Origin of the sequence: Moritella sp. PE36, from assembly GCF_000170855.1 — a bacterium.
Taxonomy (GTDB): Bacteria; Pseudomonadota; Gammaproteobacteria; order Enterobacterales; family Moritellaceae; genus Moritella.
The window spans coordinates 118,371-144,553 of sequence record NZ_ABCQ01000004.1 but is presented as its reverse complement, the minus strand read 5'-3'; the positions used below and the strand labels follow the sequence as shown (position 1 = coordinate 144,553).

29 protein-coding genes are annotated in these 26,183 nt (G+C 41.5%); all 29 read left to right on the top strand.

From position 1 onward, the window contains the following. The first annotated feature begins 2 nt into the window (after window positions 1-2). Window positions 3-386, top strand: a complete 384-nt coding sequence (gene fliN / locus PE36_RS04605) for a flagellar motor switch protein FliN (protein WP_006030804.1) — start codon at window positions 3-5, stop codon at window positions 384-386. A 1-nt stretch (window position 387) separates the two neighbouring features. Further along, on the top strand, window positions 388-711 hold the full coding sequence (gene fliO / locus PE36_RS04600) for a flagellar biosynthetic protein FliO (protein ID WP_006030803.1): 324 nt from the start codon (window positions 388-390) through the stop codon (window positions 709-711). Continuing rightward, complete coding sequence (gene fliP, locus PE36_RS04595) at window positions 701-1,447, top strand: flagellar type III secretion system pore protein FliP (RefSeq protein ID WP_006030802.1); 747 nt, start codon at window positions 701-703, stop codon at window positions 1,445-1,447. Before fliO ends, fliP begins: the two co-directional genes overlap by 11 nt. 90 nt (window positions 1,448-1,537) lie before the next feature. Then, entirely contained in the window at window positions 1,538-1,807 is a 270-nt protein-coding gene (fliQ, locus tag PE36_RS04590) for a flagellar biosynthesis protein FliQ (protein WP_006030801.1), read from the top strand. A 3-nt stretch (window positions 1,808-1,810) separates the two neighbouring features. Continuing rightward, window positions 1,811-2,596, top strand: a complete 786-nt coding sequence (gene fliR, locus PE36_RS04585; protein WP_006030800.1) for a flagellar biosynthetic protein FliR — start codon at window positions 1,811-1,813, stop codon at window positions 2,594-2,596. Window positions 2,597-2,631: 35 nt separating this feature from the next. Beyond that, the gene (flhB, locus tag PE36_RS04580; protein ID WP_006030799.1) at window positions 2,632-3,762 is read left to right on the top strand and encodes a flagellar biosynthesis protein FlhB; all 1,131 of its coding nucleotides are present in this window, start codon (window positions 2,632-2,634) and stop codon (window positions 3,760-3,762) included. Between the two features lie 89 nt (window positions 3,763-3,851). After that, entirely contained in the window at window positions 3,852-5,951 is a 2,100-nt protein-coding gene (gene flhA, locus PE36_RS04575) for a flagellar biosynthesis protein FlhA (protein WP_006030798.1), read from the top strand. Between the two features lie 44 nt (window positions 5,952-5,995). Then, on the top strand, window positions 5,996-7,492 hold the full coding sequence (gene flhF, locus PE36_RS04570; protein WP_043993926.1) for a flagellar biosynthesis protein FlhF: 1,497 nt from the start codon (window positions 5,996-5,998) through the stop codon (window positions 7,490-7,492). Between the two features lie 2 nt (window positions 7,493-7,494). After that, window positions 7,495-8,370 (top strand): MinD/ParA family protein, encoded by an 876-nt coding sequence (locus PE36_RS04565; RefSeq protein ID WP_006030796.1) that lies wholly within the window; start codon window positions 7,495-7,497, stop codon window positions 8,368-8,370. 1 nt (window position 8,371) lies between these two features. Further along, the gene (locus PE36_RS04560; protein WP_006030795.1) at window positions 8,372-9,097 is read left to right on the top strand and encodes an RNA polymerase sigma factor FliA; all 726 of its coding nucleotides are present in this window, start codon (window positions 8,372-8,374) and stop codon (window positions 9,095-9,097) included. Between the two features lie 101 nt (window positions 9,098-9,198). Next, complete coding sequence (cheY, locus tag PE36_RS04555; RefSeq protein ID WP_006030794.1) at window positions 9,199-9,582, top strand: chemotaxis response regulator CheY; 384 nt, start codon at window positions 9,199-9,201, stop codon at window positions 9,580-9,582. 12 nt (window positions 9,583-9,594) lie between these two features. Further along, entirely contained in the window at window positions 9,595-10,344 is a 750-nt protein-coding gene (locus PE36_RS04550; RefSeq protein ID WP_043993923.1) for a protein phosphatase CheZ, read from the top strand. 11 nt (window positions 10,345-10,355) lie between these two features. Continuing rightward, window positions 10,356-12,485, top strand: coding sequence for a chemotaxis protein CheA (locus PE36_RS04545; RefSeq protein WP_006030792.1), 2,130 nt, complete (start codon window positions 10,356-10,358; stop codon window positions 12,483-12,485). Window positions 12,486-12,555: 70 nt separating this feature from the next. Further along, on the top strand, window positions 12,556-13,758 hold the full coding sequence (locus tag PE36_RS04540; protein ID WP_006030791.1) for a chemotaxis response regulator protein-glutamate methylesterase: 1,203 nt from the start codon (window positions 12,556-12,558) through the stop codon (window positions 13,756-13,758). A 26-nt stretch (window positions 13,759-13,784) separates the two neighbouring features. Beyond that, a complete protein-coding gene (locus tag PE36_RS04535) occupies window positions 13,785-14,576 on the top strand; it encodes a ParA family protein (protein WP_006030790.1) in 792 nt (263 codons plus the stop codon). Next, the gene (locus PE36_RS04530; RefSeq protein WP_006030789.1) at window positions 14,569-15,528 is read left to right on the top strand and encodes a chemotaxis protein CheW; all 960 of its coding nucleotides are present in this window, start codon (window positions 14,569-14,571) and stop codon (window positions 15,526-15,528) included. The genes PE36_RS04535 and PE36_RS04530 overlap by 8 nt, the downstream gene beginning before the upstream one ends. A 16-nt stretch (window positions 15,529-15,544) precedes the next feature. Beyond that, entirely contained in the window at window positions 15,545-16,033 is a 489-nt protein-coding gene (locus PE36_RS04525; protein ID WP_006030788.1) for a chemotaxis protein CheW, read from the top strand. A gap of 86 nt (window positions 16,034-16,119) precedes the next feature. Next, window positions 16,120-16,533 carry a DUF2802 domain-containing protein gene (locus tag PE36_RS04520; protein ID WP_043993954.1) on the top strand — a complete coding sequence of 138 codons (414 nt, stop codon included), beginning with the start codon at window positions 16,120-16,122 and terminating at the stop codon, window positions 16,531-16,533. Between the two features lie 61 nt (window positions 16,534-16,594). Beyond that, window positions 16,595-17,269 (top strand): cytochrome c biogenesis heme-transporting ATPase CcmA, encoded by a 675-nt coding sequence (ccmA, locus tag PE36_RS04515; RefSeq protein ID WP_006030786.1) that lies wholly within the window; start codon window positions 16,595-16,597, stop codon window positions 17,267-17,269. A 1-nt stretch (window position 17,270) separates the two neighbouring features. Continuing rightward, window positions 17,271-17,939, top strand: a complete 669-nt coding sequence (ccmB, locus tag PE36_RS04510; protein WP_006030785.1) for a heme exporter protein CcmB — start codon at window positions 17,271-17,273, stop codon at window positions 17,937-17,939. A gap of 85 nt (window positions 17,940-18,024) precedes the next feature. Continuing rightward, window positions 18,025-18,765 carry a heme ABC transporter permease gene (locus PE36_RS04505; RefSeq protein ID WP_006030784.1) on the top strand — a complete coding sequence of 247 codons (741 nt, stop codon included), beginning with the start codon at window positions 18,025-18,027 and terminating at the stop codon, window positions 18,763-18,765. A 1-nt stretch (window position 18,766) separates the two neighbouring features. Further along, window positions 18,767-18,973 carry a heme exporter protein CcmD gene (gene ccmD, locus PE36_RS04500; protein ID WP_006030783.1) on the top strand — a complete coding sequence of 69 codons (207 nt, stop codon included), beginning with the start codon at window positions 18,767-18,769 and terminating at the stop codon, window positions 18,971-18,973. Beyond that, a complete protein-coding gene (ccmE, locus tag PE36_RS04495; protein ID WP_006030782.1) occupies window positions 18,970-19,449 on the top strand; it encodes a cytochrome c maturation protein CcmE in 480 nt (159 codons plus the stop codon). Before ccmD ends, ccmE begins: the two co-directional genes overlap by 4 nt. Before the next feature lie 11 nt (window positions 19,450-19,460). Beyond that, on the top strand, window positions 19,461-21,425 hold the full coding sequence (locus PE36_RS04490) for a heme lyase CcmF/NrfE family subunit (protein WP_006030781.1): 1,965 nt from the start codon (window positions 19,461-19,463) through the stop codon (window positions 21,423-21,425). Window positions 21,426-21,439: 14 nt separating this feature from the next. Then, window positions 21,440-21,988: a DsbE family thiol:disulfide interchange protein gene (locus PE36_RS04485; protein ID WP_006030780.1), complete on the top strand. Its 549-nt coding sequence runs from the start codon at window positions 21,440-21,442 to the stop codon at window positions 21,986-21,988. Window positions 21,989-21,997: 9 nt separating this feature from the next. After that, window positions 21,998-22,465, top strand: a complete 468-nt coding sequence (locus PE36_RS04480; RefSeq protein WP_006030779.1) for a cytochrome c-type biogenesis protein — start codon at window positions 21,998-22,000, stop codon at window positions 22,463-22,465. A 1-nt stretch (window position 22,466) separates the two neighbouring features. Further along, window positions 22,467-23,747: a c-type cytochrome biogenesis protein CcmI gene (ccmI, locus tag PE36_RS04475; RefSeq protein ID WP_006030778.1), complete on the top strand. Its 1,281-nt coding sequence runs from the start codon at window positions 22,467-22,469 to the stop codon at window positions 23,745-23,747. A gap of 212 nt (window positions 23,748-23,959) precedes the next feature. Continuing rightward, a complete protein-coding gene (locus tag PE36_RS04470) occupies window positions 23,960-24,736 on the top strand; it encodes a hypothetical protein (RefSeq protein ID WP_157517755.1) in 777 nt (258 codons plus the stop codon). A 139-nt stretch (window positions 24,737-24,875) separates the two neighbouring features. Beyond that, window positions 24,876-26,015 (top strand): cupin domain-containing protein, encoded by a 1,140-nt coding sequence (locus tag PE36_RS04465; RefSeq protein ID WP_006030776.1) that lies wholly within the window; start codon window positions 24,876-24,878, stop codon window positions 26,013-26,015. Window positions 26,016-26,183 lie beyond the last annotated feature (168 nt).

Below are 26,183 nucleotides of genomic sequence, written 5' to 3'. Positions count from 1 at the left end.
AGATGAGTGAAGATCAAGATCAGATGGCCAATGATTGGGCCGCTGCAATGGCCGAGCAAAGTACTGTTGAAGCGGCGGAGTTAGAAGATTTTAGCAATGATGACAATGCATTCTCGCCTGAACAACAGCATAAATTAGATAGTATTCTTGATATTCCGGTTGTGATTTCAATGGAAGTTGGTCGTAGTAAAATTAGTATTCGTAATTTATTACAATTAAATCAAGGCTCTGTTGTTGAGCTTGATCGTATAGCCGGTGAGCCACTCGACGTAATGGTTAATGGTACACTTATCGCACACGGTGAAGTTGTGGTAGTCAATGACAAATTTGGTATTCGTTTAACCGACGTCATCAGCCAAACCGAACGTATTAAGAAGCTTAAATAGTATGAACGATATCGATATGCTGCAATGGATATTATCGTTGCTGGCGGTTATTTCGGTTATCGTGATGTTAGCTTTTTTAGCTAAAAAAGCGCGTGTATTTGGCAGTGATAATCAACAGTTACACGTTGTCGCGACGTTACCGTTAGGGCCGAAAGAGCGGATCATGGTGGTACAAGTTGGTTCAGAGCAAGTATTGCTCGGCATAACTGGACAGCAAATTAATTTGCTTAAAGAGTTAGAACGGCCCTTGGAAAATAGTCAGCCAGAGCTCAATCCATTTGCTACTAAATTAGCCCAGATGATGAAACAGCATAATGAAAAATAAGTTTACGGTATTACTGTCGCTGGTACTGCTTTTCTTCACCTCCGCTGCATGGGCTGATAATTCTGTGATGTCGGCGGTGAAAGTGATCACTAACAATGATGGCTCGCAGGAATATTCGGTGTCATTGCAAATTTTAGCCATGATGACGGCGTTGAGTTTTCTGCCAGCTGCGCTGATCATGATGACCTCGTTTACTCGCATCATCATTGTACTGTCTATTTTACGCCAAGCATTAGGTTTACAGCAGAGTCCGTCTAACCAAGTATTAGTTGGTATCACCTTATTTTTGTCTTTTTTCATTATGTCGCCAGTATTTGATCGTATTAATGATAATGCCCTGCAGCCTTATTTGAGTGAAGAACTTACATCGATGCAAGCCTTTGAGCAGGCTAAACTGCCAATGCAGCAGTTTATGTTAGCGCAAACGCGTGTGACCGATCTTGATACCTTCATGCGAATTGCAAAAGTGGAAGCCGATTCACCCGAAGAGGTGCCTTTTAGAGTGTTGATCCCTGCCTTTGTGACCAGCGAACTGAAAACCGCCTTTCAAATTGGTTTTATGGTGTTCATTCCCTTTTTGATTATTGACTTGGTGGTGGCGAGTATCTTGATGGCCATGGGTATGATGATGTTATCACCAATGATTGTATCCTTGCCCTTTAAACTCATGCTGTTTGTTCTCGTTGATGGTTGGAGCCTTATTTTGGGCACGCTTGCCAACAGTTTTGGATTATGACGACGTTCTTTATATACACGTTTTCACATAAGGTAATCGTTCAGTTCATAAATCGGTTTATAAGCCGATTCATAAGTAAAAGGCAGCATCATGGCACCTGAAGTCTTTGTAGATATATTTCGACAAGCATTATGGACGGTATTACTACTGGTCTGTGCGGTTGTTGTTCCAGGGTTAATAGTCGGTTTAGTGGTGTCAGTGTTTCAGGCTGCGACCTCAATTAATGAACAAACATTAAGTTTCTTACCGCGTTTAATTGCCACTTTACTGGCACTGATCTATGGTGCGCATTGGGGCTTTGGGCGTTTGATGGAATTCTTTACCAACATGATACTTCAGATCCCACAAGTTGTAGGTTAATTAGTGGAAATTTTATCAGCTGATATTATGACGTTTATGGCCAGTTATATTTGGCCATTTGCCCGTCTATCTGGCATGGTCATGGTCATGATAGTCAGTGGTGCGAAAACCACACCAACCATAATCCGGTTATTTTATTGTTTTGCGCTTACCGTGATGGTCGCGCCTGTATTGCCGCCTATGCCCAATGTTGATTTGTTTTCGTTAAGTAGCTTCATGATTATTTTACAACAAAGTTTGATTGGTATTGCAATCGGCTTTGTGACTGTCATGTTGATTCAAACGTTTGTGCTCGCGGGACAGATTATCGCGATGCAAACCAGTTTAGGTTTTGCCTCTATGGCAGATCCAGCATCGGGGCAAATGTCTCCCGTGATCGGTCAAATCTATATTTTATTAGGCACACTGGTTTATTTATCCGTGAACGGTCATTTATTTATGATCGAGACCGTCGTTAAATCGTTTGAGACATTGCCAGTTTCAGCGTCTGGTTTAGTTGCCATACAGTATTATGAAATAGCTGGGTGGATGTCAGTCATGTTCGCTGCTGCACTGAGTATGTCATTGTCTGCGGTTGTTGCTATGCTCGTGATTAACTTTTCGTTTGGTGTGATGACCAAGGCTGCACCGCAACTAAACGTATTTAGTTTAGGGTTTGCGGTGGGTATGGTCGCGGGCTTATTTATTATTTACTTATCATTAAAAAGCTTTGTATTTCATTTTGATGCCCAGTGGCAACGTGCCGGCGAACTGATTTGTTCATTGCTCAATAATGCTTGCGCGTATTAGCTTTACTTATCACATTAGGATAAAGGTATTTCCTCATGGCTGAAAAAGACGGTCAAGAACAAACCGAAGACGCCACCGAGAAAAAGCTCACCCAAGCCAGGGAGAAAGGTCAGGTAGTTCGTTCGAAAGAACTTGCGACGACCTTTGTACTGACGGCGACAGGTGCAGCTTTCCTTGCTTTTGGTGATGCGTTGGCACGTGCGCTTGTTATTAATATGACTAGTTTATTTCAGCTTGAACGTGAAGATATTTTCAGTCCTGATGCCTTGCTTGAAATTGTTAGCGTGAGTATTAAACCGTTATTTTGGCCCATGTTTGGTATTATGATTGTGGGTTTTTTTGCCGGTATTATCGGTAATATTTTGATGGGCGGTATGGTGTTTAGTGGTGAATCCATTCGTCCGAAAGCATCAAAAATGTCGCCTAAAGCAGGTCTAAAAAGAATGATGGGCCCACAAGCCATGGTTGAATTGATTAAATCAATTGCCAAGGTCGCAGTCGTTGTGACGATAGCCTTGCTGGTATTAAAAGTTCAATTCTTACAGATCATGGAGTTTAGTCTCCAGCCATTGAATATTTCGATTATCCAATCGTTAAATTTTTTGACTGATGTTTTTATTTGGTTGTGTGCATCCTTGATTATCATTGTGGCTATTGATGTACCTTATCAATATTGGAAACACGCCAAAGAATTGCGGATGACCAAGCAAGAAGTTAAAGATGAAATGAAAGATGTGAATGGTAACCCACAGTTAAAAGGCAAGATTAGGCAGATGCAGATGGAGATATCGCAACGTCGTATGATGGGTGATGTTCCTGACGCAGATGTGATTATTACCAACCCAACCCATTATTCTGTGGCGTTAAAATATGAAAAGTCAGGTAATGCGGCACCCAAAGTCGTGGCCAAAGGTGTAGACCAAGTCGCTTTCCGTATTCGTGAAATGGCGAAAGAACACAAAGTACCTATCTTAGAATCCGCGGCGTTAACCCGTGCTATTTATCATAGCACTGAGATTGATGACCCCATCCCTGAAGGGTTATTTATTGCGGTTGCACAGATCCTCGCTTATGTTTATCAACTTGAACAATTTAAGCAACGTAAAGGTAATCGGCCTAAACCGCTGCCAAAAGCCATGGATATTCCAGACGATTTGAAATATTAATGCCATTTTTGTATTTAGACACTTAATGCTTTTGCCTTAGGTATGATTATTGCTTTATACTAGCGAGCATAAAATTTTGAGGTCTCGTAATGCAAGTAGCAGCAAATCTATCAAAAATCTGGGGTAAAAGGGCCGTCGCGCTAGAAAATATCGGTACCCCGATAGTAGTGTTAGCTACACTCGGCATGGTTGTACTACCCATACCCGCATTCCTGTTAGATGTATTCTTTTCTTTTAATATCGCGTTGTCGTTATTAATCTTACTTGTCTCCGTATACGTAAATAAACCGCTTGATTTTGCTGCATTTCCTACCGTTTTGTTAATTGCAACGTTATTACGCTTAGCGCTTAATGTGGCATCGACCCGAGTGGTATTGTTAGAAGGGCATAATGGGAGTGGTGCCGCCGGAGAGGTTATTGACGCTTTTGGTTCGGTGGTGATCGGCGGAAATTTGGCGGTCGGTCTTATCGTTTTTATGATTTTAATGATTATTAATTTTGCCGTGGTGACCAAAGGTGCGGGACGTATTTCGGAAGTAAGTGCGCGTTTTACCCTTGATGCAATGCCGGGTAAACAGATGGCCATTGATGCCGATTTGAACGCTGGTATTATTGACCAAGAGCAAGCCAAATCACGCCGAGAAGAAGTCACGGAAGAAGCTGATTTTTATGGTTCGATGGACGGTGCCAGTAAATTTGTAAAAGGTGATGCGGTCGCCGGTTTATTGATTTTATTTATCAATATTATCGGCGGCCTTATCATTGGTATTTCGCAGCATGATCTCAGTTTTGCGGAAGCCGGTGAGATTTACACATTATTGACCATTGGTGATGGTCTGGTTGCGCAGATACCGTCATTACTCTTATCTATCGCTGCCGCAATCATTGTTACCCGTCAAAATAAAGATGAAAAATTGGGCACCCAAGTCACGAGCCAAATGGTGGCCAATCCAAAAGCATTAGCGGTTGTTGCTGTTATTATGACGGTGATGGGGTTAGTACCGGGTATGCCACACCTTGCTTTCATCGGTTTTGGTGTGCTTACTGGTACTTGGGCGTGGTGGTTAATGAAAGCTGCAGATAAACGTGAAGAAGAGAAAAACAAAATTCCAGAAAATGCTGCCATTGACGCGACGTTGAATGATCAAAAAGATCTCGACTGGGATGATGTTAAACCAGTCGATACGATTGGTTTGGAAGTGGGTTACCGCTTAATTCCGATGGTCGATAAAAGCCAAGGTGGTGAGTTATTAAACCGTATTAAAGGTGTACGTAAGAAGCTTTCTCAAGAATTAGGTTTCTTGATCCCCGCGGTGCATATTCGCGACAACCTAGATTTACCACCAAATTGTTACAGTATTAACATTATGGGCGTTTCCAATGGCGAAATTGAAATCTTCCACGATAAAGAGTTAGCCATTAACCCTGGTCAGGTTTACGGCAAGATCGAAGGGATTGCCACCATAGATCCAGCTTTTGGTTTACCTGCATTGTGGATCAACCCGCAACAGCGTGATCAAGCGCAAACCTTGGGTTATACAGCAGTTGACTCCGCCACGGTTGTTGCGACACACTTGAGCCAGTTATTACTGAATAATGCGGCACAACTGCTCGGTTATGAAGAAGTACAAAATTTATTAGATGTGTTAGCGAAAACACATCCGAAGTTAGTCGAAAGTTTAGTTCCTGAGATCCTACCGTTAGGGACTGTTGTAAAAGTTCTAAAAGGACTATTACATGATAACGTGCCAATTCGAGATATTCGTACTATTGTGGAAACGATGGCTGAATATGGCTCGAAAACGCAAGATCCAGAAGTATTAATTTCTGCTTGTCGTGTCAGTTTACGCCGCATGATTGTTCAGGATATTAATGGTCTCGATAGTGAATTACCTGTGGTGACACTGGCACCCGAATTAGAACAAATATTACATCAGTCTTTACAGGCTGCTGGTAGTGAAGGTGCGGGTATTGAACCTGGATTAGCAGAGCGCATGCAAACTTCGTTAACAGAAGTTGCGCAGAATCAAGAATTAGCTGGACAACCAGCGATCTTATTAACGTCTGGCGTATTAAGATCTACATTGGCGAAATTTGTGAAATATTCAATACCATCATTAAGAGTATTGTCTTACCAAGAAGTCCCCGATGATAAACAGATCCGAATTGTCAGTGTTGTAGGTCAATAACACGTTAATAAATTAAAGTAGCGAACAGTACTAAGGATGATAAGTTGAAAATAAAGCGCTTTTTTGCCAAAGATATGCGTTCGGCATTGGCTGAAGTCAAAGAGGTTCTTGGCCCCGACGCTGTTATTATGTCTAACAAAAAGGTCACCGGTGGCATCGAGATCGTTGCTGCTGTGGATTTCTCTGAAAGTAAACCTGCGGCACCGGAACCTGCGGCAGAACGAACACCTGTAATGAATAAGCCAAAGCGTCAACTTTCTGAAGACTCCGTCAATTTGTCGGCATCTAAATTCAATTTCAAAAAGTTAATGACTAGCGAAATGTCGCAACAAGCTAAACCCGAGCAAGCAGCGGTAAAAAATGATTCATTAGCGAGCTTATTGGCACGTCAGCAAGAACATAAACAACAGATGTCTCAAGCAATAAGCAACGAAGATAATGCCAGTGAAGGAAATAACTGGGATACCAGCTTTTTAAAGAAACCTGTGGCTCGACGATTTGCGGAACCACCAAAGTCTGCGCCAGCGACACTTGCTGAGCAAAATGAAATGCGTGATGGTATGGTTCGTCAATCACCACACAGTGGTTATAAGCCATTTGAGCCAACTGCATCAAAAGGTGATAATCAACAAGATATTAGCGCGATGAAAGCGGAACTTGCTTCAATCCGAAAACTGCTCGAACATCAAGTATCAGGCTTACAGTGGCAGGAAGTTGAACGTAATGAACCTATTCGTGCTATGTTGATTAAACACCTCGTTAAGATTGGTTTTACCGAAGAGGTTGCAGACCAGTTAGCGAGTAATGTGGCAGAAAACTGTTCGATTGAATCAGCTTGGGACCAAATTCAAGCGCTATTGACGGATAATGTCCTGATTGCACCAGATGATATTTTGAGTAAAGGGGGTGCTGTTGCATTAGTTGGTCCAACGGGTGTCGGCAAAACGACAACAATCGCCAAGTTAGCGGCAAAATTTGCCATGCTGCATGGTTCAGATAATGTTGCACTGATCACAACTGATACATATCGTATCGGTGCTCACGAACAATTAGCGACTTATGGTCGTATAATGGGTTGTACAGTCAAGGTTGCACGTGACGATGCAGAGTTGGCACAATACTTGTATCAATTACGGAGTAAGCGTTTAGTTTTAATTGACACTGCCGGTATGGGCCAGCGCGATACGCGTTTGTCTGAACAGTTAGATTCTTTAGTCAATAATGACAAAGTCGTGATTCGTAACTATTTAGTTGTCCCTGCAACCGCACAGCGTAGGGTCGTACAAGAAACACTAGAGCATTTTCATCACATTCCGTTAGCGGGCTGTATTTTAAGTAAAGTGGATGAAAGCTTAAGTCTCGGTGAAGTTTTAAGTGTATTAATACAACATCAACTGCCAATTGCTTATATAACAAATGGGCAGCGAGTACCTGAAGATATAGATTCAGCCAATGCTCAGCAATTAGTGAGTACGGTACTGAATAGAGATACACTAGAAGAACAAAACGATACGCATTTTTGGTTAGGCGATGATAAATAGTAATGAATAAAAATAATTTTTTCGATCAAGCAAGTGGTCTAAGACAAATGAGTAATAACAAAAAAGTTAAAGTTATTGCCGTTTCAGGTGGCAAAGGTGGCGTAGGTAAAACTAACGTAACACTGAACATGGCAGTAGCACTGGCGGCTCAGGGCAAGCGAGTGATGGTTTTAGATGCCGATCTTGGATTGGCAAACGTCGATGTTTTGCTCGGCTTACGCGTACACAAAAATATTTCTCACGTGATTTCGGGAGAATGTACATTAGACGATATTTTAATTGAAGGCCCAAATGGCATTTTAATCGCACCAGCAACATCTGGTACACGTTCGATGGTGGAATTATCGACGCAAGAGCATGCTGGTTTAATCCGGGCTTTTGGAGAGCTAAAAACACCGATTGATGTGTTATTAGTTGATACTGCTGCGGGTATTTCGGAGATGGTATTAAGCTTCTGCCGTGCTTCACAAGATATCTTGATGGTGGTGTGTGATGAACCAACATCGATTACCGATGCTTACGCGTTAATTAAATTATTATCCAAAGAGCACGGCGTTCATAAGTTTAAAATTGTTGCCAACATGGTGCGCAGTTTACGGGAAGGCCAAGAGTTATTTACTAAGTTGACACGTGTCACCGACCGATTTTTAGATGCAACATTAGAACTTGTTGCTTGTATTCCGTTTGATAACTGCGTTCGCCAAGCCGTTCGTAAACAGAAAGTGGTTGTTGAAGCATTTCCAAAAGCACCCGCTTCATTGGCGTTTAGAGCGTTAGCAAGTCGAGCTGCAACTTGGCCGGTGCCGAATACAGGCGGCGGTCATCTGGAGTTCTTCATTGAGAACTTGTTTGAAAACAAAGCTAGGGTAGAAGATTGAAGTGAATAAAGCATCCGCTTACAGTAGCATCCAGTCGCAACAGAATCACGCTGTTGAGCAATTCGGTTATTTAGTAAAACGAATTGCTCATCACTTGCTCCTACGTTTGCCTCCGAGTGTTCAGTTAGATGATTTAATCCAGTCGGGAATGATTGGATTACTGGATGCTGCACGCAACTTTGATGGTTCTAAAGGCGCTAGTTTTGAGACCTATGCTGGCATTCGTATTCGCGGTTCAATGATAGATGAAATGAGACGCGGGGATTGGGTACCAAGATCGGTGCATAAAAATGGTCGCAATATTGCTGCGGCAATTGACCGGATCGAAAAACAAACTGGGACGGATGCAAAAGATACGGATATTGCTGGGGAATTAGGCGTAAGCCTGGCTGACTACCATAGTATGTTGATGGATGTGAACAGTGGGCATATATTAGCGGTCGAGGATTTGACCGTAAGTAATGAAGACGCTTATTCAGCTTATGAAGGTAAATCAAGTACCCCTTGTGCGGAATTTTCTGAGCAACGTTTTCAGCAAGCATTAGCGGATTGCATTAAAACATTACCGGAAAGAGAAAGCTTAGTGTTATCGCTTTATTACGACGAAGAGTTAAATCTAAGAGAGATTGGGGAAGTGCTTAGTGTCAGTGAATCTCGAGTAAGTCAAATACACAGTCAAGCAATGCATCGTGTCAAAGCGCGAATGCATGCATGGTTGGATGATTAAGTTTAATGGGTACTATATTATTTAGTGCCTGCGTATTGAAGTAATATATTTATGGGAATCAGGACCTGTAAATATTGTGATTACTTATTTTGGAGAACAACTTGAAAAAGCAAATTAAAATTCTTATTGTCGATGATTTTTCTACGATGAGACGTATCATTAAAAATTTACTTCGCGATCTTGGCTTTAGTAATACATTCGAAGCCGATGACGGCAATACCGCGCTACCTATGCTTAAAAATGGCGATTATGATTTTGTGGTCACTGACTGGAATATGCCTGGAATGCAAGGTATTGATCTTCTTAAAGAAATAAGAAAAGATCAAGCGCTTTGCCATATCCCAGTATTGATGGTTACTGCGGAAGCGAAACGTGAGCAAATTATTGAAGCTGCACAATCAGGTGTAAATGGTTATATTATTAAGCCATTTACGGCAGCGACGTTAAAAGAAAAGTTAGAGAAAATTTTCGAACGAATTCAATAAGCAAGGATGCGCATGACTGATCAACAAGAAGCATTGATTTCATTAGAAAAAGCTAAAGAACTGGTGACACTGCTAGAGTGCGGCCAGGTAGAAATGGCAAATGAAATTATTATTGATATTCAAAATGAAAGTTCAGCTGCTCTATATGAAAAAGTGGGAGTGTTAACTCGCCAATTACATGATTCATTAGAAGATTTTCAATTAGATACGCGTATTGAAAGTCTGGCTAATGATGAGTTTCCGGATGCTAGAGAACGTTTAAACTACGTTATTGAGATGACGGATAAAGCCGCCAACCGCACCATGGATGCAGTGGAAGCGTGTTTACCCATCGCTGATAGTTTTACTGATCGTATCCAACAAGTGATGCCAAATTGGAAGAACTTGATGAGTCGTGATTTGAAACTCGGTCAATTTAAAGAGCTTTGTAAATTATTAGATGAATTTCTTCAAGTTTCAGTTTCTGATGCCGATAGTTTAAGGCAGTACTTAACTGAAATACTAATGGCACAAGATTTCCAAGATTTGACTGGTCAAATGATCCGCCGAGTGATTAATCTAGTGCAAGAAGTAGAAGTTAAATTAGTTGAAATGCTGACTATGTTTGGTGAGGCGTCAAACCCACTAAATAACACAGCAAACGAAATTAAAAAAATCAGTGGCATTGAAGCGGAAGGTCCAATCATGAATGCGAAAGAACGTGTTGATGTAGTAGACGGCCAAGATGATGTTGATGATTTATTATCAAGTTTAGGATTTTAAGGGAGATATTGATGAGCTTTGATGTTGATGAAGAAATTCTACAGGACTTCCTGATTGAAGCGTCTGAGATTCTAGAGCTACTCTCTGAGCAACTCGTTGATTTAGAAAAAAGCCCAGAAGACTCAGAATTACTGAATGCAATCTTTAGGGGTTTCCATACAGTTAAAGGTGGCGCTGGCTTTTTAGCATTATCAGAACTAGTTGATATATGTCACGGTGCAGAAAACGTATTTGATAGCCTACGTAATGGGCATCGAGCGGTAACACCGGAATTAATGGATGTGATCCTTCAAGCATTGGATTGTGTAAATGTGATGTTTGTCGCGATTCAAGAGCGTGAACCATTAATTGCTGCAGATGCGGAATTAATCCATCAACTTCATTTGCTGACTCAACCTGAATCTGCACCAGTAGTGATAGAAAAGGTTGTAGAGGTGACTTCTCAACCGGTAACCGTGTCTGGTAATGACTCTGGCATTGACGGAATGTCAGAGCTTGATTTTGAAAAATTACTTGATGAACTTCATGGTAAAGGTAGAACGCCGACAGCTGCTAACGTGGCCGTCCCGGTGCCTACACCTGCTGCAAGTTCAAATGTTGATTTTACGGATGATGAGTTCGAAAAGTTACTTGATGATCTGCATGGTGTTGGTCAGCATGCTAGCGCGGCGAATACAAACACAACGTCAGCGCCTGTTGTTGCTACGCCAGCCGTTAGCAGCAGTGAACTCAATGACGATGACTTTGAAAACTTACTGGATGAATTATACGGTAAGGGTAATGCGCCAAGTGCTGCTGCGACGATCAAAAATGTGGTTAATGCTGGAGGTTCTGCAGCTATCCAGCCCGCGCCTGTTGCACAAGCTGCAACTGCGGTTGCTACACCAGTAGCAAAAATGGCACCGGCAGCCAAAAAGTCGACTGAAACTGTAGCGGTAAAAGCAGAGAAAAAAGCGAAACCTCAAGTTGATTCAACAGTACGTGTTGATACTCGTACCCTTGATGAAATTATGAATATGGTTGGCGAATTAGTACTCGTCCGTAACCGTTTAGTGAGCTTAGGCGCCGCAAGTAATGATGAAGACATGACTAAAGCTGTGTCCAATCTTGATGTGGTTACTGCCGATTTACAAGGCGCAGTCATGAAAACGCGGATGCAACCAATCAAAAAAGTGTTTGGTCGTTTCCCACGTGTTGTACGTGATTTAGCACGTAGTTTATCAAAAGACATTAACCTTGAAATGATTGGTGAAGAAACCGATTTAGATAAGAACTTAGTGGAAGCACTTGCTGATCCACTGGTTCACTTAGTGAGAAACTCGGTAGACCACGGTATTGAAATGCCAGACGAACGCGTCAAAAATGGCAAACCACGACAAGGGACGATTACCTTATCAGCATCTCAAGAAGGCGATCATATTCGTCTGAAAATTGTAGATGATGGTGCGGGTATGGATCCAGAACGCTTAAAGGAAATTGCGATTAAGCGTGGGGTGCTTGATGCTGATGCAGCAGCAAGGATCTCAGATAACGAAGCATACAACCTTATTTTTGCTCCAGGTTTCTCAACCAAAGATCAGATATCAGACATTTCTGGGCGTGGTGTCGGCATGGATGTGGTTAAGACGGGTATCAGCAAACTTAATGGTACAATTTCGATCGACTCCAAACTGGGGACAGGTACAACGATTGAAATTAAAGTACCGTTGACACTGGCGATTTTACCCACCTTGATGGTCGAAGTCGGTAAGCAAATATTTGCTTTACCATTAACGAGTGTTAATGAGATCTTCCACTTGGACTTAAATAAAACCCATGTTGTCGATAACCAACTCAGCATTGTAGTCAGAGACAAAGCGATTCCACTATTTTATCTGCATGATTGGTTAACTAAAATGGACCCACAAGCAGCGACACGAAATGATCGTGGTCTTGGCCATGTTGTGATAGTCCAGTTAGGGATCAAACAAGTTGGTTTTGTGGTTGATAGTCTGATTGGTCAAGAAGAAGTTGTTATTAAAGCGTTAGACAACTTACTACAAGGTACGCCAGGCATGGCAGGCGCAACTATTACCAGCGATGGTGGTATTGCTTTGATTTTAGATATTCCAAGTCTCTTAAATCATTACGCAAAACGCTAATTTGTTGATACAGGGGGCAACCCCTGTGTGCTTTTACATTGAAGTAAACACATTTAAGTAGATAGATTAGATGAAAATAAAGGTTTTAGTCGTTGATGACTCTAGTTTTTTCAGACGTAGAGTAAGTGAAATCATTAATGCAGATCCAGAAATGGAAGTTATTGATACTGCTAAGAATGGCGAAGAAGCGATCATTAAAGCGAAATCGTTACGTCCAGATGTGATCACCATGGATATTGAAATGCCGGTACTCGACGGTATTTCTGCGGTTAAAGCGATAATGAAAGATACGCCGACCCCAATTTTAATGTTTTCGTCACTGACGCACCAAGGTGCGAAGTCGACACTGGAGGCTTTAGAGGCAGGTGCGGCTAACTTTTTACCGAAAAAATTTGAAGATATTGCCAAAGATAAAGCGGAAGCGGTTAAATTACTGCAGCAAAATATTAAAGAAATCAGTAAACGTAGAAGTGGATTGAGAGCTCCGCGTATCACTCCCGCTCCAGTTCGTAGTGCGCCAGTAGCGCCTGATAGACGTCTTAATAGCGCAACGTTACTGCGTAAAAATACCGCGACAAGCCGATTGCATACGGCGAATTCTGTAAACGTGAGGCATGTTGCTGATGTCGATAGCGCGACACTTGAAACGCGAACGCCGGCAACGGTCAGCCATGTAAGAAAACGTGCATCAGGTAAAAAATATAATTTAATGGTAATTGGTGCGTCGACCGGTGGTCCAGTCGCATTACAAAACGTATTAACACCTTTACGTCATGACTTCCCTTTACCTATTTTACTCATTCAACATATGCCGGCTACGTTTACGTCAGCATTTGCAGCGCGATTGAATACCTTATGCCAAATCACGGTAAAGGAAGCGCAACATGGTGACCGCTTACGGCCTGGGGTTGCTTATCTAGCACCTGGTGGTAAACAGGTTCTGATTGAGAGTAAAGCCGGTGGTTTAAGTTTAAAAGTCATTGAAAGCCCAGAAGGGATTAATTATAAACCGAGTGTCGATATTACATTCGGCTCTGCTGCCCAGTCATATCGCGATAAAGTATTAGCGATTGTATTAACTGGTATGGGTGCTGATGGCCGAGATGGCGCTAAATTACTCAAACAAAAAGGCAGTACTGTGTGGGCTCAAGATGCACAATCTTGCGTTGTATACGGTATGCCACAAGCAATTGTGAATGCTGGATTAGCCGATGAACAAATTAATCTGCCACAAATCGCAGAGCGCATTAATATTGAAGTTGGTTGTCGGTAACGACATGCAGATAAGGTAGGGTAAAGTTGAACGTTTGGACTGTTGCTAATCAAAAAGGCGGGGTTGGAAAAACAACCACTGCAATTACTCTGGCAGGTTTACTTTCAGAGCAAGGGCAGCGCGTATTATTAATCGATACGGACCCTCACGCATCATTAACGAGTTATCTCAATTATGATTGTGATGATTTAACGGTTGGATTGTTTGATCTTTTTGTCGCGCCTATGCTTGATGCTGAATTGGTTCATAATGCGACGATTGAAACACCCTATAACGGTATTAATTTATTACCTGCGACGATGGCACTGGCGACTTTAGATAGAACACTCGGTCATCGTGATGGTATGGGACTTATTCTCAAAAATATTATCACTTTAGTGTCGGGTGATTATGACTTTGTTATTATCGATTGTCCGCCTGTACTTGGGGTGATGATGGTGAATGCGCTGGCAAGCAGTGACCGAATTTTAGTGCCTGTGCAAACGGAATTTTTAGCATTGAAAGGTTTAGACCGTATGGTTAAAACCTTTGAAATTATGCAACGCAGTTGTACAAATAAATTTCATTATACAGTGATCCCAACTATGTTTGACCGCCGAACTAAAGCTTCGATTGTGTCATTACAGACATTGCAACAAAACTATAGCCAGAATGTATGGCGTGCTGTTATCCCTGTAGATACGCAATTTCGAAATGCCAGTTTAAAGCATATGCCACCTTCTATGTATTCTCGTAGTAGCCGTGGTGTTGCTGCATATGGGGCATTATTACAAGACTTGTTGGCAGGCATTAAGCAGCAGGACCGTATGTATGGATAAGCATAACAAACACACAGCTTTAGATGATTATTTTGCATCGATGTTATCTGTTCCAGTGGTTGAAAACTTGAAACAGTCTGAGCTAACAGTGGCGCTTACAGAGCCCGCTCAGGCTGAATTAAAACCGTTATTGTCGGTTGTTTCGCCTCAAGGACTGAGTGATTTTAAGATGCCTGAGCCAGACAGTTCGGGTTCTTTAACCGAGCTCGACCTGTTATTGGGCTCTGTTATTGACATTGACCTTGCAGAAATGGACTTGTCTGTTTTAGATAATGCCCAGTCAGTAGATTTGCAAGCAGAACAAGTACTTGCAGAACCAGTTATTGATACTATGGTTGGTACTGTGTCTGCAGGAGAGCAAGAGATACAACGGGTTATAGCGGATGTAACTGTTGCTGAAGAGTCTGATAGTACGGTGTTGCCAGATATTGAGCTATCGTCATCATCGATACCAGAATCAGACACCGAATTAGAAAGTACCGTCGAAGCGGCACCTACGTGGCAAAATGTTGAATTAGAAGAACACTTTCAAGCGCTGTTTTTTGAGGTCGCAGGTGTTATGTTTGCAGTGCCTCTGACCGAGCTTGGTGGTATTCACCAAACTGAAATAGTAAGCAGTTTATTTGGTAAACCTGATTGGTATTTAGGTATCATGCAACACCGTGAACAAAAATTAAGTGTTGTTGATACTGCACAATGGGTTATGCCTGAGCAGAATATGGGCGAGATAGATTATAAATATCAGATCCAACTAAGTGAGTCGAATTGGGTACTAGGCTGTGAAAGTCTGCATGGTACTGAAACTTTAAACAGTAATGATATTAAATGGCGAAGTACACCTGGTAGTCGACCTTGGTTAGCTGGCATGGTTAAATCACGCATGTGCGTATTATTACACGTAACCGAAATGATTAAATTGCTGGATAATGGCATCAATATTCATGGGCAATAGTAGAAGGAAATAAAACATGAGTCAGTCTCGAAACCTAGTAGAAAATGTAGCAGAAGATGAAGTGCTACAATGGGTTACATTCAAGTTAGAGAATGAAATCTACGGTATTAATGTAATGCAAGTACAAGAAGTATTACGTTATACAGAAATTGCCCCAGTGCCGGGTGCACCAAACTACGTAATTGGTATCATTAACTTACGTGGTAATGTCGTGACTGTGATCGATACCCGTGTTCGTTTTGGTTTGATGCCATCAGAAGTGAGCGAGAATTCACGTATCGTTATCATCGAAGCCGAAAAACAAGTGATTGGTATTCTTGTTGATGGTGTTGCTGAAGTCGTCTATCTACGTTCTTCAGAAATCGACATGGCTCCGAGTGTAGGAACTGATGAAAGCGCTCAATTTATCCAAGGTGTATCAAACCGTGACGGTGAATTGCTTATCCTTGTTGATTTGAATAAGTTTTTAAGTGATGACGAATGGGATGAATTAAGCGGTTTATAAGTTAAATCCTAATTTCTATCTAGAAAAGCACTGTAATGATTGTTACAGTGCTTTTTTTAATTGCTTTTTTTATTGAAGGACTCAATATGCTTGCTTTGATTTTGTCTGGTGCTGCGCTGACTGTCGCGATTGCCGCGGTTATTGGTTGCGTTGTATTATTCCGTAAGTTAACTAAATTGCAGGCAACACATAGTTTACTGCTTAAAGACTTATCTAAATCAAGAGAGTCACTGCAAAAACGCATCATTGAGCTAAGCACATCAAATATTAATCTTGGCGGTGCAATTCAGGGTGTGGCATCGGAATTACAGCAAACTAAGTTTCAACAAGATGAAATGAAAGAAGAGATGACCACGCACGAGCAGCAAGATCCTGATAGCCGTTTTTATACGCGGGCTGTGAAGCTAGTTGAATTAGGCGCAAGCCTTGATGAAATCATGCGTGAGTGCGAACTACCACGTGCAGAAGCGGAATTATTACTAAACTTCCATAAAAAATAACATTTATTCCCTATAATCGACCAGTTATTTGATGTTGCTTAATTATGCTTAAAGCTGGAATATGTTAACATTCTTGCAGGTTGATGCTGGAAGAATACAAAATATGTTAGAAGTTGTTAAATTAAGCTGTATACGCGAAGATACCGTGTTATTTTCTGAACTCAGTTTCACCGTATCTGCAGGTGAAATGATCCAAGTTGAAGGCCCAAATGGGGTAGGCAAAACAAGCTTACTGCGTCTATTGGCCGGACTCTCATCACCAGCCGATGGTCATATTCTTTGGCAGCAAACGGATACATTAGATGATCGTGAAAGCTATCATCAAGACCTTCTCTATCTCGGTCATTTACCGGGTGTAAAAGCAGAACTGACCGCTTTTGAAAATCTATTTTTTTACCATGCAATGCATAAAGCTGTCGCCAAAGAGAAAGTTTGGGACGCGCTTGCACAAGTCGGCCTTGCTGGTTATGAAGATCAATTAGCTTGTCACCTTTCAGCCGGACAGCAACGTCGTATTGCTTTAGCGCGTTTATGGCTGACGGATAAAAAGTTGTGGATCCTTGATGAGCCTTTTACTGCGATTGATAAAAATGGCGTGAAAGTATTAGAGCGTTTATTTTTAGCGCATGCCGATAATGGTGGTAGCGTTATTTTGACTACGCATCAAGATCTACAGTTCTCAGCAGGACGTTTACGTAAGATCACCTTAACCCGTCAACACTTAACTGAGTATTAATATGTTTGCTGTTTTTATACAGGTGATAAAGCGTGAATTAATCACGGCTTTTCGTCGTAAATCAGATATTTTAAATCCACTGTGGTTTTTTATTATCGTGATAATGCTGTTTCCATTAGGCATTGGTCCAGAGCCAAACTTATTATTGCGTATTGCGCCAGGCGTTATCTGGGTTGCAGCTTTATTATCGGCACTGTTGTCGATGGAACGGTTATTCCGTGATGACTTTCTGGATGGTTCGTTAGAACAGTTAATGTTAACAAACACACCATTAGGGGTGATTGTTACTGCTAAGGTTGTTGCGCATTGGCTGCTGACTGGTTTACCCATTTTATTTGTATCACCTTTGTTAGCGGTATTTTTATCATTAGATGCGAATACCTTCATGGCGACTTTCATTACCTTGTTACTCGGCACGCCAGTACTGAGTTTTGTTGGTGCGATTGGTGTGGCCTTGACGGTTGGCTTACGTAAAGGTGGCGTATTACTGAGCCTGCTGATCTTACCGTTATTTATTCCAGTATTGATTTTTGCAACCAGTGCCATTGATGCGGCAAGCTTTGGTGTATCGTATGCTGGCCCAGTGGCTATTTTAGGCGCGATGCTCGCAGCATCGGTTACTTTATCACCGTTTGCCATCGCGGCCTCATTACGGGTTAGCCTGAGTTAAATCGTTAGTTAAAGATAAGTAAAGTTAGTTTCAATCATTGTTAAGGTTCATATAATTGAGCCGTTATTTATGTAGAGAGTTTAATATGTGGAAATGGCTCCATCCTTATGCAAAACCAGAAAAAAGTTATAACTTAGCTGGTAAAATGCTGCCTTGGTTTGCACTATTTAGTGCGGTATCACTGAGCATCGGAATGATTTGGGGTTTTGCATTTGCGCCCGCTGATTATCAACAAGGAGATAGTTTCCGTATTATCTATCTGCATGTACCTGCTGCCTCCTTGTCTATGGGCGCTTATTTTAGCATGGCTATTGCTGCGTTTATTGGTCTGGTTTGGCAATTGAAAATGGCAGATATGGCGGTTGCTGCGATTGCGCCAATTGGTGCTGTCTTTACCGCAATCGCCTTGTTCACTGGTGCTGTATGGGGTAAACCTATGTGGGGTGCTTGGTGGGTATGGGATGCGCGTTTAACATCTGAACTTATTCTATTATTTTTATACCTTGGCGTTATTGCCATTTATGGTGCGTTTAGCGACAAGCTGTTAGCGGGTCGTGCTGCTGGTATCCTTGCCTTAGTGGGTGTTATTAACCTACCAATTATTCATTACTCAGTTGAATGGTGGAATACACTACACCAAAAAGCCACAATTAGTAAATTCGGTAAACCGTCAATGGATACCGATATGCTATGGCCTTTACTGATTAATTTATTAGGCTTTGGTTTACTGTTTGGTACCTTGACCTTGATGCGCTTTAGAAATGAATTAATTACCCGTGAGTCGCACAGACCTTGGGTGAAAGAATTATTTATCGAGGACAAGTAACATGCAATTTGATAGCTTTTCAGCTTTTTTAGCAATGGGTGGTTACGGTTTTTATGTCTGGCTCGCGGTAGCTTTTAGCGTGTTGGCATTAGGCTCATTAACCGTTGCTACGATTGTCAAACGTAGCCAAATTATTCAAGAAATTAAAAATAAGCATCAGCGTATCGAGCGTATGCGTGCTGCTGAAAAAATGGAGAATACGCTATGAACCCAAGACGTAAAAAACGCTTATCTATCGCACTGGTGATTATCATTGGTTTAGGTAGTGTTACTGGCCTTGTTCTTTACGCGTTAAAGCAGAACATTGATTTATTCTATACCCCAACACAGCTCATTGAAGGTTTAGGTGAAGATAAAGTCAAACCTGAAATTGGTCAGCGTTTACGTATTGGTGGCTTAGTGATGCCGGGTACGGTCAAACGTAATCTGGAAGATCTTAAAGTTCGCTTTGTACTCAGTGATGATGGCGGTGGTCTGGTAACACTGGAATATGAAGGTATTTTACCGGATTTATTCCGTGAGGGGCAGGGTATTGTTGCTCAAGGTGTATTGAAATCAGCAAACGTTATAACGGCGACTGAAGTACTCGCTAAACATGACGAAGAATATATGCCATCTGAAGTTGCAGAAGCAATCAAAGGTATTAAGCATATGAAACCAGAATACGGTAACGAAACTAAATAAGGTAGTTTGTAATGATCCCTGAGATTGGACATTTTAGTTTAATTGTCGCAACGGCGTTGTCGTTCTTGCTGGCAATTTATCCACTTATAGGCGCAAAGATTAATCATCCTGGCATGATTAATAGTGCTAAACCATTAGCCATTATGCAATTATTGCTAATGAGTCTTTCATTTGTAATTTTAGCTTACGCATTTGCGACTGATGATTTTTCAGTTGGTTATGTAGCAACTAACTCCAATTCATTATTACCGATACAGTATAAAATCTCTGCGGTATGGGGTGGTCATGAAGGATCATTATTACTTTGGTCTTTAACCTTAGCTATTTGGACTGCCGCGGTTGCAATATTTAGCCGTGGTATTCCTAAGATTGCACTGGCTCGCGTACTTGCTGTGATGGGTATGATTGCGATTGGTTTTAACTTGTTTATCTTGTTAACGTCAAATCCATTTGATCGTACTTTGCCTTACTTACCGCTTGACGGTAACGACTTAAATCCATTGCTACAAGATGTTGGCTTGATTTTCCATCCCCCGATGTTATACATGGGTTATGTTGGTTTCTCTGTTGCTTTCTCTTTTGCTATTGCGGCATTAATGGCTGGTCGCCTTGATTCTGCATGGGCGCGTTGGTCACGTCCTTGGACGCTGGTTGCTTGGGTATTCCTAACTGCAGGTATCGCACTGGGTAGTTGGTGGGCTTATTATGAACTCGGCTGGGGCGGTTGGTGGTTCTGGGATCCAGTAGAAAATTCATCATTTATGCCTTGGCTTGCTGGCACAGCATTGATTCATTCGCTGGCGGTAAGTGAAAAACGTGGTGTATTTAAATCATGGACCGTTCTATTATCGATTTCGGCATTTAGTTTAAGTCTATTGGGTACTTTCTTAGTTCGTTCGGGTGTACTGGTCTCTGTGCATGCGTTCGCCTCTGATCCTGCACGTGGTTTGTTTATTCTAGCCTTCTTAATTGCGGTTGTTGGTGGTTCATTACTGCTTTATGCAGTGAAAGGTTCAGAAATTAAGAGCCGTGGTAAATACAGCTTGTTCTCTCGAGAAACCTTCTTGTTAATGAACAATGTATTATTAATTGCAGCGTTATTAGTTGTACTGATTGGTACCTTGTTACCACTGGTACATAAAGAACTGGGTATGGGCTCGATTTCAATCGGTGTACCATTCTTTAATAATATTTTCTTCTATATCATGATCCCGTTTGCAATCGCACTGGGTATCGCACCGTTATTACGCTGGAAGAAACAAGAGGCAGACTTACGCCCATTGTTTATCCAGTTAGCGGTAAGTGCTGTAGCAAGTATTGTGTTAGCGGTTGCACTACCTGCAATCTTTGCGGATAAGATAAAAATTGTTGCTGTTGTTGGTTTTGCACTCGCATTCTGGGTGATTATCACCAGTTCGATCGAAGTCTATATACGTGCGACTCATCGTCATAGCTTTGCTTCTGGTGTAACGAAACTTGGACGTAGTCATTGGGCTATGGTACTGGGTCACGTTGGCCTAGCGATGATGTTGATTGGTATTTCTGCAACACAGAATTACAAAATTGAAAAAGACATACGTATGGTACCGGGCGATGAAGTCGTCTTTGCTGATTACTTATTCGAATTCGAGCGTATTGGTGAAGCCAATGGCTCGAACTACGATGGTTATAAAGCGGTATTTAATATCAGTAAAAACGGTAAGTTTGAAACTGTTATGCACGCAGAAAAACGTAGCTATTTCGCACAGCGCAGTATGCCAATGACTGAAGCCGCGATTGATTGGGGTGTAACACGTGACCTTTACATCGCACTTGGTGAGCAGTTAGAAGATGACTCATGGGCAATTCGTATTTATTACGAACCATTTATTCGTTTCATCTGGTGGGGCGGTTTGGTTATGTCTATCGGTGGTTTGTTAGCTGTATCTGATCGTCGTTATCGTTTTGTGAACAAACGTGTAGCGAAAGCACAATAATTAGGACCAGAATAATGACTAATGATGTGAAAAAAAAGAAACAGTTAATGACACGACTCATACCCTTGATCATATTTTTGTGTGTGTCTATTTTCCTTTACATTGGCTTATTTCGTGACGCTACCGTTTTAGAGTCGACCTTTATTGGTCGACCTGTTCCTGAGTTTGCATTGAACGATTTAGTTGAACCTGAGCTACAGCACGATAAAAGTGTATTGTCAGGTAAACCTATGCTGTTAAATGTATGGGCAACGTGGTGCCCAACCTGTTATGCCGAGCATAAGTACTTAAATGAACTTGCTGAAGACGGTGTTTACATTGTCGGTATGAATTACAAAGACGATCGCAAAAAAGCGCTAAGATGGTTAGAAGAACTAGATAACCCATACAAGATCAGTCTTTTTGATCCTGATGGCATGTTAGGTCTTGATCTGGGTGTTTACGGCGCGCCTGAAACCTTTTTTATCGACAGCAAAGGCATTATTCAATTCAAGCACGTAGGGGATATCAACCCGCGTAATTGGAATGGTGAGCTGAAAGCTGTTTATGAGCAGTTGAAATAAGGATTTAAAATGAAAAAATTATTCGTATTAATGACTTTAATGTTCAGTTTCAGTGCTGCTGCGGTCATTGATGTCTATGACTTTGAGACTGAAGAACAAGAAGCCCTGTTTAGAACCTTAACGGCAGAGTTACGCTGCCCTAAATGTCAAAACAATAATCTTGCTGATTCAAATGCCTCAATTGCCAAAGACATGCGTCAAAAAACCTATAATATGGTGACCGAAGGTCAGAATGAAGATCAGATTGTTACTTACTGGATTGATCGATTTGGCAACTTTGTTTTATACAAACCGCCAGTAACCTTAGGCACTGCCATTTTATGGGTTGGTCCTGGTTTATTTGTATTATTTGGTGGTCTGATTATTGTTCGTAACAGTCGTCGTAAAGTCAGTGTTGAAACTGATGAACGCGATGATGAGTTAACGGGTGCGGAGAAAGACCGTTTGGCCAGAATTTTAAAGGATAGCGAGAAATAGCATGTTGTTATTTTGGATAGTAAGTATTGTATTGGTGATCGTTGCCGCGCTGGCATTTGTTATCCCTGTTACGGGTGAGAACAAGTTAACAGGCGCGACAAGAGACCAACTAAACAAAGACCTGTATAAAAGTCGTATTAGCGAATTGGTTGACGATGAAGATCAGGGGTTGTTAGACAAAAGCGAAGAGTTTATTGATGAAATGCAACGTGGTCTATTAGATGACGTTGTTGATGAGAAAGTGAGGGCAGTAAGTACCGCTAATTCACCATTTATCTGGCTTGCTGGTGTTATATTCTTAGTGGTCTTCTCTGTGTCTGTGTATATGACATTAGGCGCACGTGAAAAGGTAGTGAACTGGCAAGACGTATATTCACGTTTACCTGAGCTAACAAACCGCGTGATGAATGAAGGTGATAAAGTCACAGATCAAGAGATCAAAGACTTTAAACTGGCATTGAGTACCAAGATGAGGGAAGAACCGGATAATGAATTTGGTTGGTTATTGCTGGGTCGCTTAAACGTTGCATTAGGTGATTCAAACGCCGCATTTATTGCTATGGACCGTGCTTACAAACTAGCACCGCTGAACACATCAATCGTGACCGGTTATGCACAAGCATTAATGCTCAGTGATGATCCAGAACAGAATAACTTAGCCCGTAAAATATTGATGGAGCTTAAACAAGAGAAACCTAACGATATCGAAGTATTATCGACTTCTGCGTTCATGGCGTTAGAAAACCAAGATTACCTTGGCGCAATCGAGCAATGGCAACGTATGTTACCGTTACTTACTGGTCAGCCAGATCGTATCAAAATGATCCAAGGTAGTATTGAATACGCCAGAAAACAGATTGCAGCGAAAGGTGGTACTGCACCTGTAGTAGCTGATACTGCAACCGCTCCTGCTACAACAACGGGTCCTGCTGCAGCTAGCAATCAAGTGTCTGCGGGTAATGAGCAAGTAACGATCACTATTACTGCTGACCAAGCGCAGCTTAAAGGTTACTTGTATGTCTACGTGCAAGCCGCTGCGGGTCCTAAAGCACCACTGGCTGTTAAACGTATCACGGACCCAACATTCCCATTAACTATCTCATTATCAGATAGCGATGCGATGATGGCACAAATGAAAATGTCACAATTCCCATCGATTAAAGTGAGCGCTAAGCTTTCTCAAGATGAGAATGTGATGACGAAAGATGATGACATCAATTCTAATATTGTGACGGTCAATGAAGGCGATGCACGTTCAGTGACGCTTAATTTGAGTCGTTAATTTAATTAGCGTGTTAGCTATTTTGTAACACGATGTTAGCGCTTGTTAATCAGCCCTGTGGAAATTATGTTATGTAATATCCACGGGGCTTTTTAGTATCTGTTATCTGGTTTTTAAATTAAACACTGACAAAAAGTTTATGATGAAATGCCAAAAAATACTAAGCTGCACGCCAGTTGATAAGGCGTTAAACAGCATTGAAGGAGTTGTTAGTGCTAAACGTAAGAATGAAAATTTCAGAGAAACAAGCGAAAAAGCTAATTTTTGATCTGGTGAAGTATAGTGACCACTCAAATCGAAGTTTGACTGATGGACTGAAAAATAAAACAATTGAGCAGTGGTTCGAGCAGAATAAATACCCTTTTAAGCGTTTAGTCTCTGATACTCGAGATTGGGAATATACGGTGCCATTTGTCGAAAATACGATGGATAGCAAGGTCTATATCCGCGGTGCTGGCATTATCAATGTGAGTGATTATCAAGGTGAGTTTGACTCTGCGCTGGCATATCGTGATTTAACGATTAACAATGCCGACATCACAGCGTGTTATGTAGCGTACTATGCGTGCATTACAACGCTATTTGCATCTTTAACGTCATATCTATCGGCTAAAGCTGAAGCTTATAATATTGATAATGCAGACATGATTGATAATGAAGATAAGAGCGTATCTCTAGAAGACAGAGTCAGCCAATGGGTGCCTATATTAACTGCTGGTAAAGCACTAGATATGAATAACAAATCTTGGGCGCTGTTTACAGCACAATTGGCCGAATGCAATACACTGGTTGGTAAGGCTCACGCGAGCAATCCGACACTTGCAACGGATGGTTTATCATCGGCGCAACTTGCTGCCAAAGTGAATGACTTGCGTGGTGGCATTATTAGCATTATGTATGAATTGCATGTATTACTGAACGATGAAATTAAATCTCAGTTAATTCGGGCTGTTTACTTCCCCGATGTCTACGTATCCGAGGCTGCTTAGTTCAACAGGCTAATCAAGCAGGACTAAATGGAGCCTCTCTTATATTCCCTAATATAAGCGGGGCTTTTTTTGTTGCTATTATCGCGAAAATACCTATGATACGCGCTCTATTACTTCGATTACTTAATGCGGGTTGACTATGTATAAATTAAATCTTGATATTGCTGACTTCATGCAAAATTATTGGCAGAAAAAACCACTGTTAATTAAAGCTGGATTCAAGGACTTTATCGATCCAATCAGCCCGGATGAAATTGCTGGTTTAGCGATGGAAGAAGACGTGACGTCGCGTATGGTGTCACTTGAAGATGGTAAGTGGGAAGCTAAATGTGGTCCTTTCACTGAATTTGATCGTCTGGAAAAACCGGGCGCAGCTATTCTAGTGCAAGCGATTAACCATTGGCATGATCCTTCCGCGGAACTGGCGAATGTGTTTAACTTTATTCCAAGCTGGCGTTTTGATGACTTAATGGTTTCTTACAGCTCTGATACCGGTGGTGTGGGTCCGCATGTCGATCGCTATTGCGTATTTATAATACAAGGCCAAGGTAAGCGTCACTGGCGTGTTGGTTCTCAGGATATGAATCCTCAAGAGTTTGCTGCTAACGGCGCGTTGAAGCATTGTGAAGCGTTTGATGCCGTTATTGATACGGTATTAGAACCCGGTGATATTTTATATATCCCACCTTATGCACCGCATGAAGGTTATGCTGTTGGCGAAGCGATTAACTACTCAGTAGGTTTCCGCGCGCAAGATCAAAAAGAACTGTTAAACGACTTTGGTGATTACTTATTACAACAAGATAAAGAGTTTGTTCGTTATAGCGATCCTAAGTTACAACCACGTGCAGAGCATGGTTCTATTGAATCAGGCGAAGTGCAAGGTTTAACAGACATCATGACATCATTAATGGCTGATAAAAGTGTTATGCATGACTTCCTTGGTCGTCATTACAGTGAATCAGCACACGAATTAGATTTGTTGGTACCTGAAGGTGGTTACATTGCCGATTACGCGATTGTAGTAGATGAAATTGGTATGGAGTCTTATTTGCGTAAAGTAAATGGACTGAAAACATTATATTTCCCAGAAATGCCGACGAGCTGTTTCATTGATGGCGAGCGTTATGACTTTGACGCAAGCATTGCGGCAAGTGTACAGACGTTATGTAATACCACTGAGCAGACAGCCAAAGAACTTGAAGTATTAATGGAAGATAAAGTATTTGGTGAATTGTTGATTGAGTGGGTTAACTTAGGTTACTGGCATTTCGAGTAACGGTTAATACGCTGTTAGGTTAAGTTAATAAGCACAATTAATAGCACTAAGGCTGATGGTCTTGGTGCTTTTTTTTGTCTGTTTTTTATAACAGATTAGATACTAGAGGATGAGATAAAAGAGGGCTAGAGTTGTTGTTGTTGTTGTTGTTGTTGTTGTTGTTGTTGT

Excerpts from the sequence above, each read along its gene's own strand:
- fliN (WP_006030804.1), top strand. The coding sequence starts at position 3 with ATGAGTGAAGATCAAGATCAGATGGCCAATGATTGGGCCGCTGCAATG.
- fliO (WP_006030803.1), top strand. The coding sequence starts at position 388 with ATGAACGATATCGATATGCTGCAATGGATATTATCGTTGCTGGCGGTT.
- fliP (WP_006030802.1), top strand. The coding sequence starts at position 701 with ATGAAAAATAAGTTTACGGTATTACTGTCGCTGGTACTGCTTTTCTTC.
- fliQ (WP_006030801.1), top strand. The coding sequence starts at position 1,538 with ATGGCACCTGAAGTCTTTGTAGATATATTTCGACAAGCATTATGGACG.
- flhB (WP_006030799.1), top strand. The coding sequence starts at position 2,632 with ATGGCTGAAAAAGACGGTCAAGAACAAACCGAAGACGCCACCGAGAAA.
- flhA (WP_006030798.1), top strand. The coding sequence starts at position 3,852 with ATGCAAGTAGCAGCAAATCTATCAAAAATCTGGGGTAAAAGGGCCGTC.
- PE36_RS04565 (WP_006030796.1), top strand. The coding sequence starts at position 7,495 with ATGAATAAAAATAATTTTTTCGATCAAGCAAGTGGTCTAAGACAAATG.
- PE36_RS04550 (WP_043993923.1), top strand. The coding sequence starts at position 9,595 with ATGACTGATCAACAAGAAGCATTGATTTCATTAGAAAAAGCTAAAGAA.
- PE36_RS04545 (WP_006030792.1), top strand. The coding sequence starts at position 10,356 with ATGAGCTTTGATGTTGATGAAGAAATTCTACAGGACTTCCTGATTGAA.
- PE36_RS04540 (WP_006030791.1), top strand. The coding sequence starts at position 12,556 with ATGAAAATAAAGGTTTTAGTCGTTGATGACTCTAGTTTTTTCAGACGT.
- PE36_RS04530 (WP_006030789.1), top strand. The coding sequence starts at position 14,569 with ATGGATAAGCATAACAAACACACAGCTTTAGATGATTATTTTGCATCG.
- PE36_RS04525 (WP_006030788.1), top strand. The coding sequence starts at position 15,545 with ATGAGTCAGTCTCGAAACCTAGTAGAAAATGTAGCAGAAGATGAAGTG.
- PE36_RS04520 (WP_043993954.1), top strand. The coding sequence starts at position 16,120 with ATGCTTGCTTTGATTTTGTCTGGTGCTGCGCTGACTGTCGCGATTGCC.
- ccmA (WP_006030786.1), top strand. The coding sequence starts at position 16,595 with ATGTTAACATTCTTGCAGGTTGATGCTGGAAGAATACAAAATATGTTA.
- ccmB (WP_006030785.1), top strand. The coding sequence starts at position 17,271 with ATGTTTGCTGTTTTTATACAGGTGATAAAGCGTGAATTAATCACGGCT.
- PE36_RS04505 (WP_006030784.1), top strand. The coding sequence starts at position 18,025 with ATGTGGAAATGGCTCCATCCTTATGCAAAACCAGAAAAAAGTTATAAC.
- ccmD (WP_006030783.1), top strand. The coding sequence starts at position 18,767 with ATGCAATTTGATAGCTTTTCAGCTTTTTTAGCAATGGGTGGTTACGGT.
- ccmE (WP_006030782.1), top strand. The coding sequence starts at position 18,970 with ATGAACCCAAGACGTAAAAAACGCTTATCTATCGCACTGGTGATTATC.
- PE36_RS04490 (WP_006030781.1), top strand. The coding sequence starts at position 19,461 with ATGATCCCTGAGATTGGACATTTTAGTTTAATTGTCGCAACGGCGTTG.
- PE36_RS04485 (WP_006030780.1), top strand. The coding sequence starts at position 21,440 with ATGACTAATGATGTGAAAAAAAAGAAACAGTTAATGACACGACTCATA.
- PE36_RS04480 (WP_006030779.1), top strand. The coding sequence starts at position 21,998 with ATGAAAAAATTATTCGTATTAATGACTTTAATGTTCAGTTTCAGTGCT.
- ccmI (WP_006030778.1), top strand. The coding sequence starts at position 22,467 with ATGTTGTTATTTTGGATAGTAAGTATTGTATTGGTGATCGTTGCCGCG.
- PE36_RS04465 (WP_006030776.1), top strand. The coding sequence starts at position 24,876 with ATGTATAAATTAAATCTTGATATTGCTGACTTCATGCAAAATTATTGG.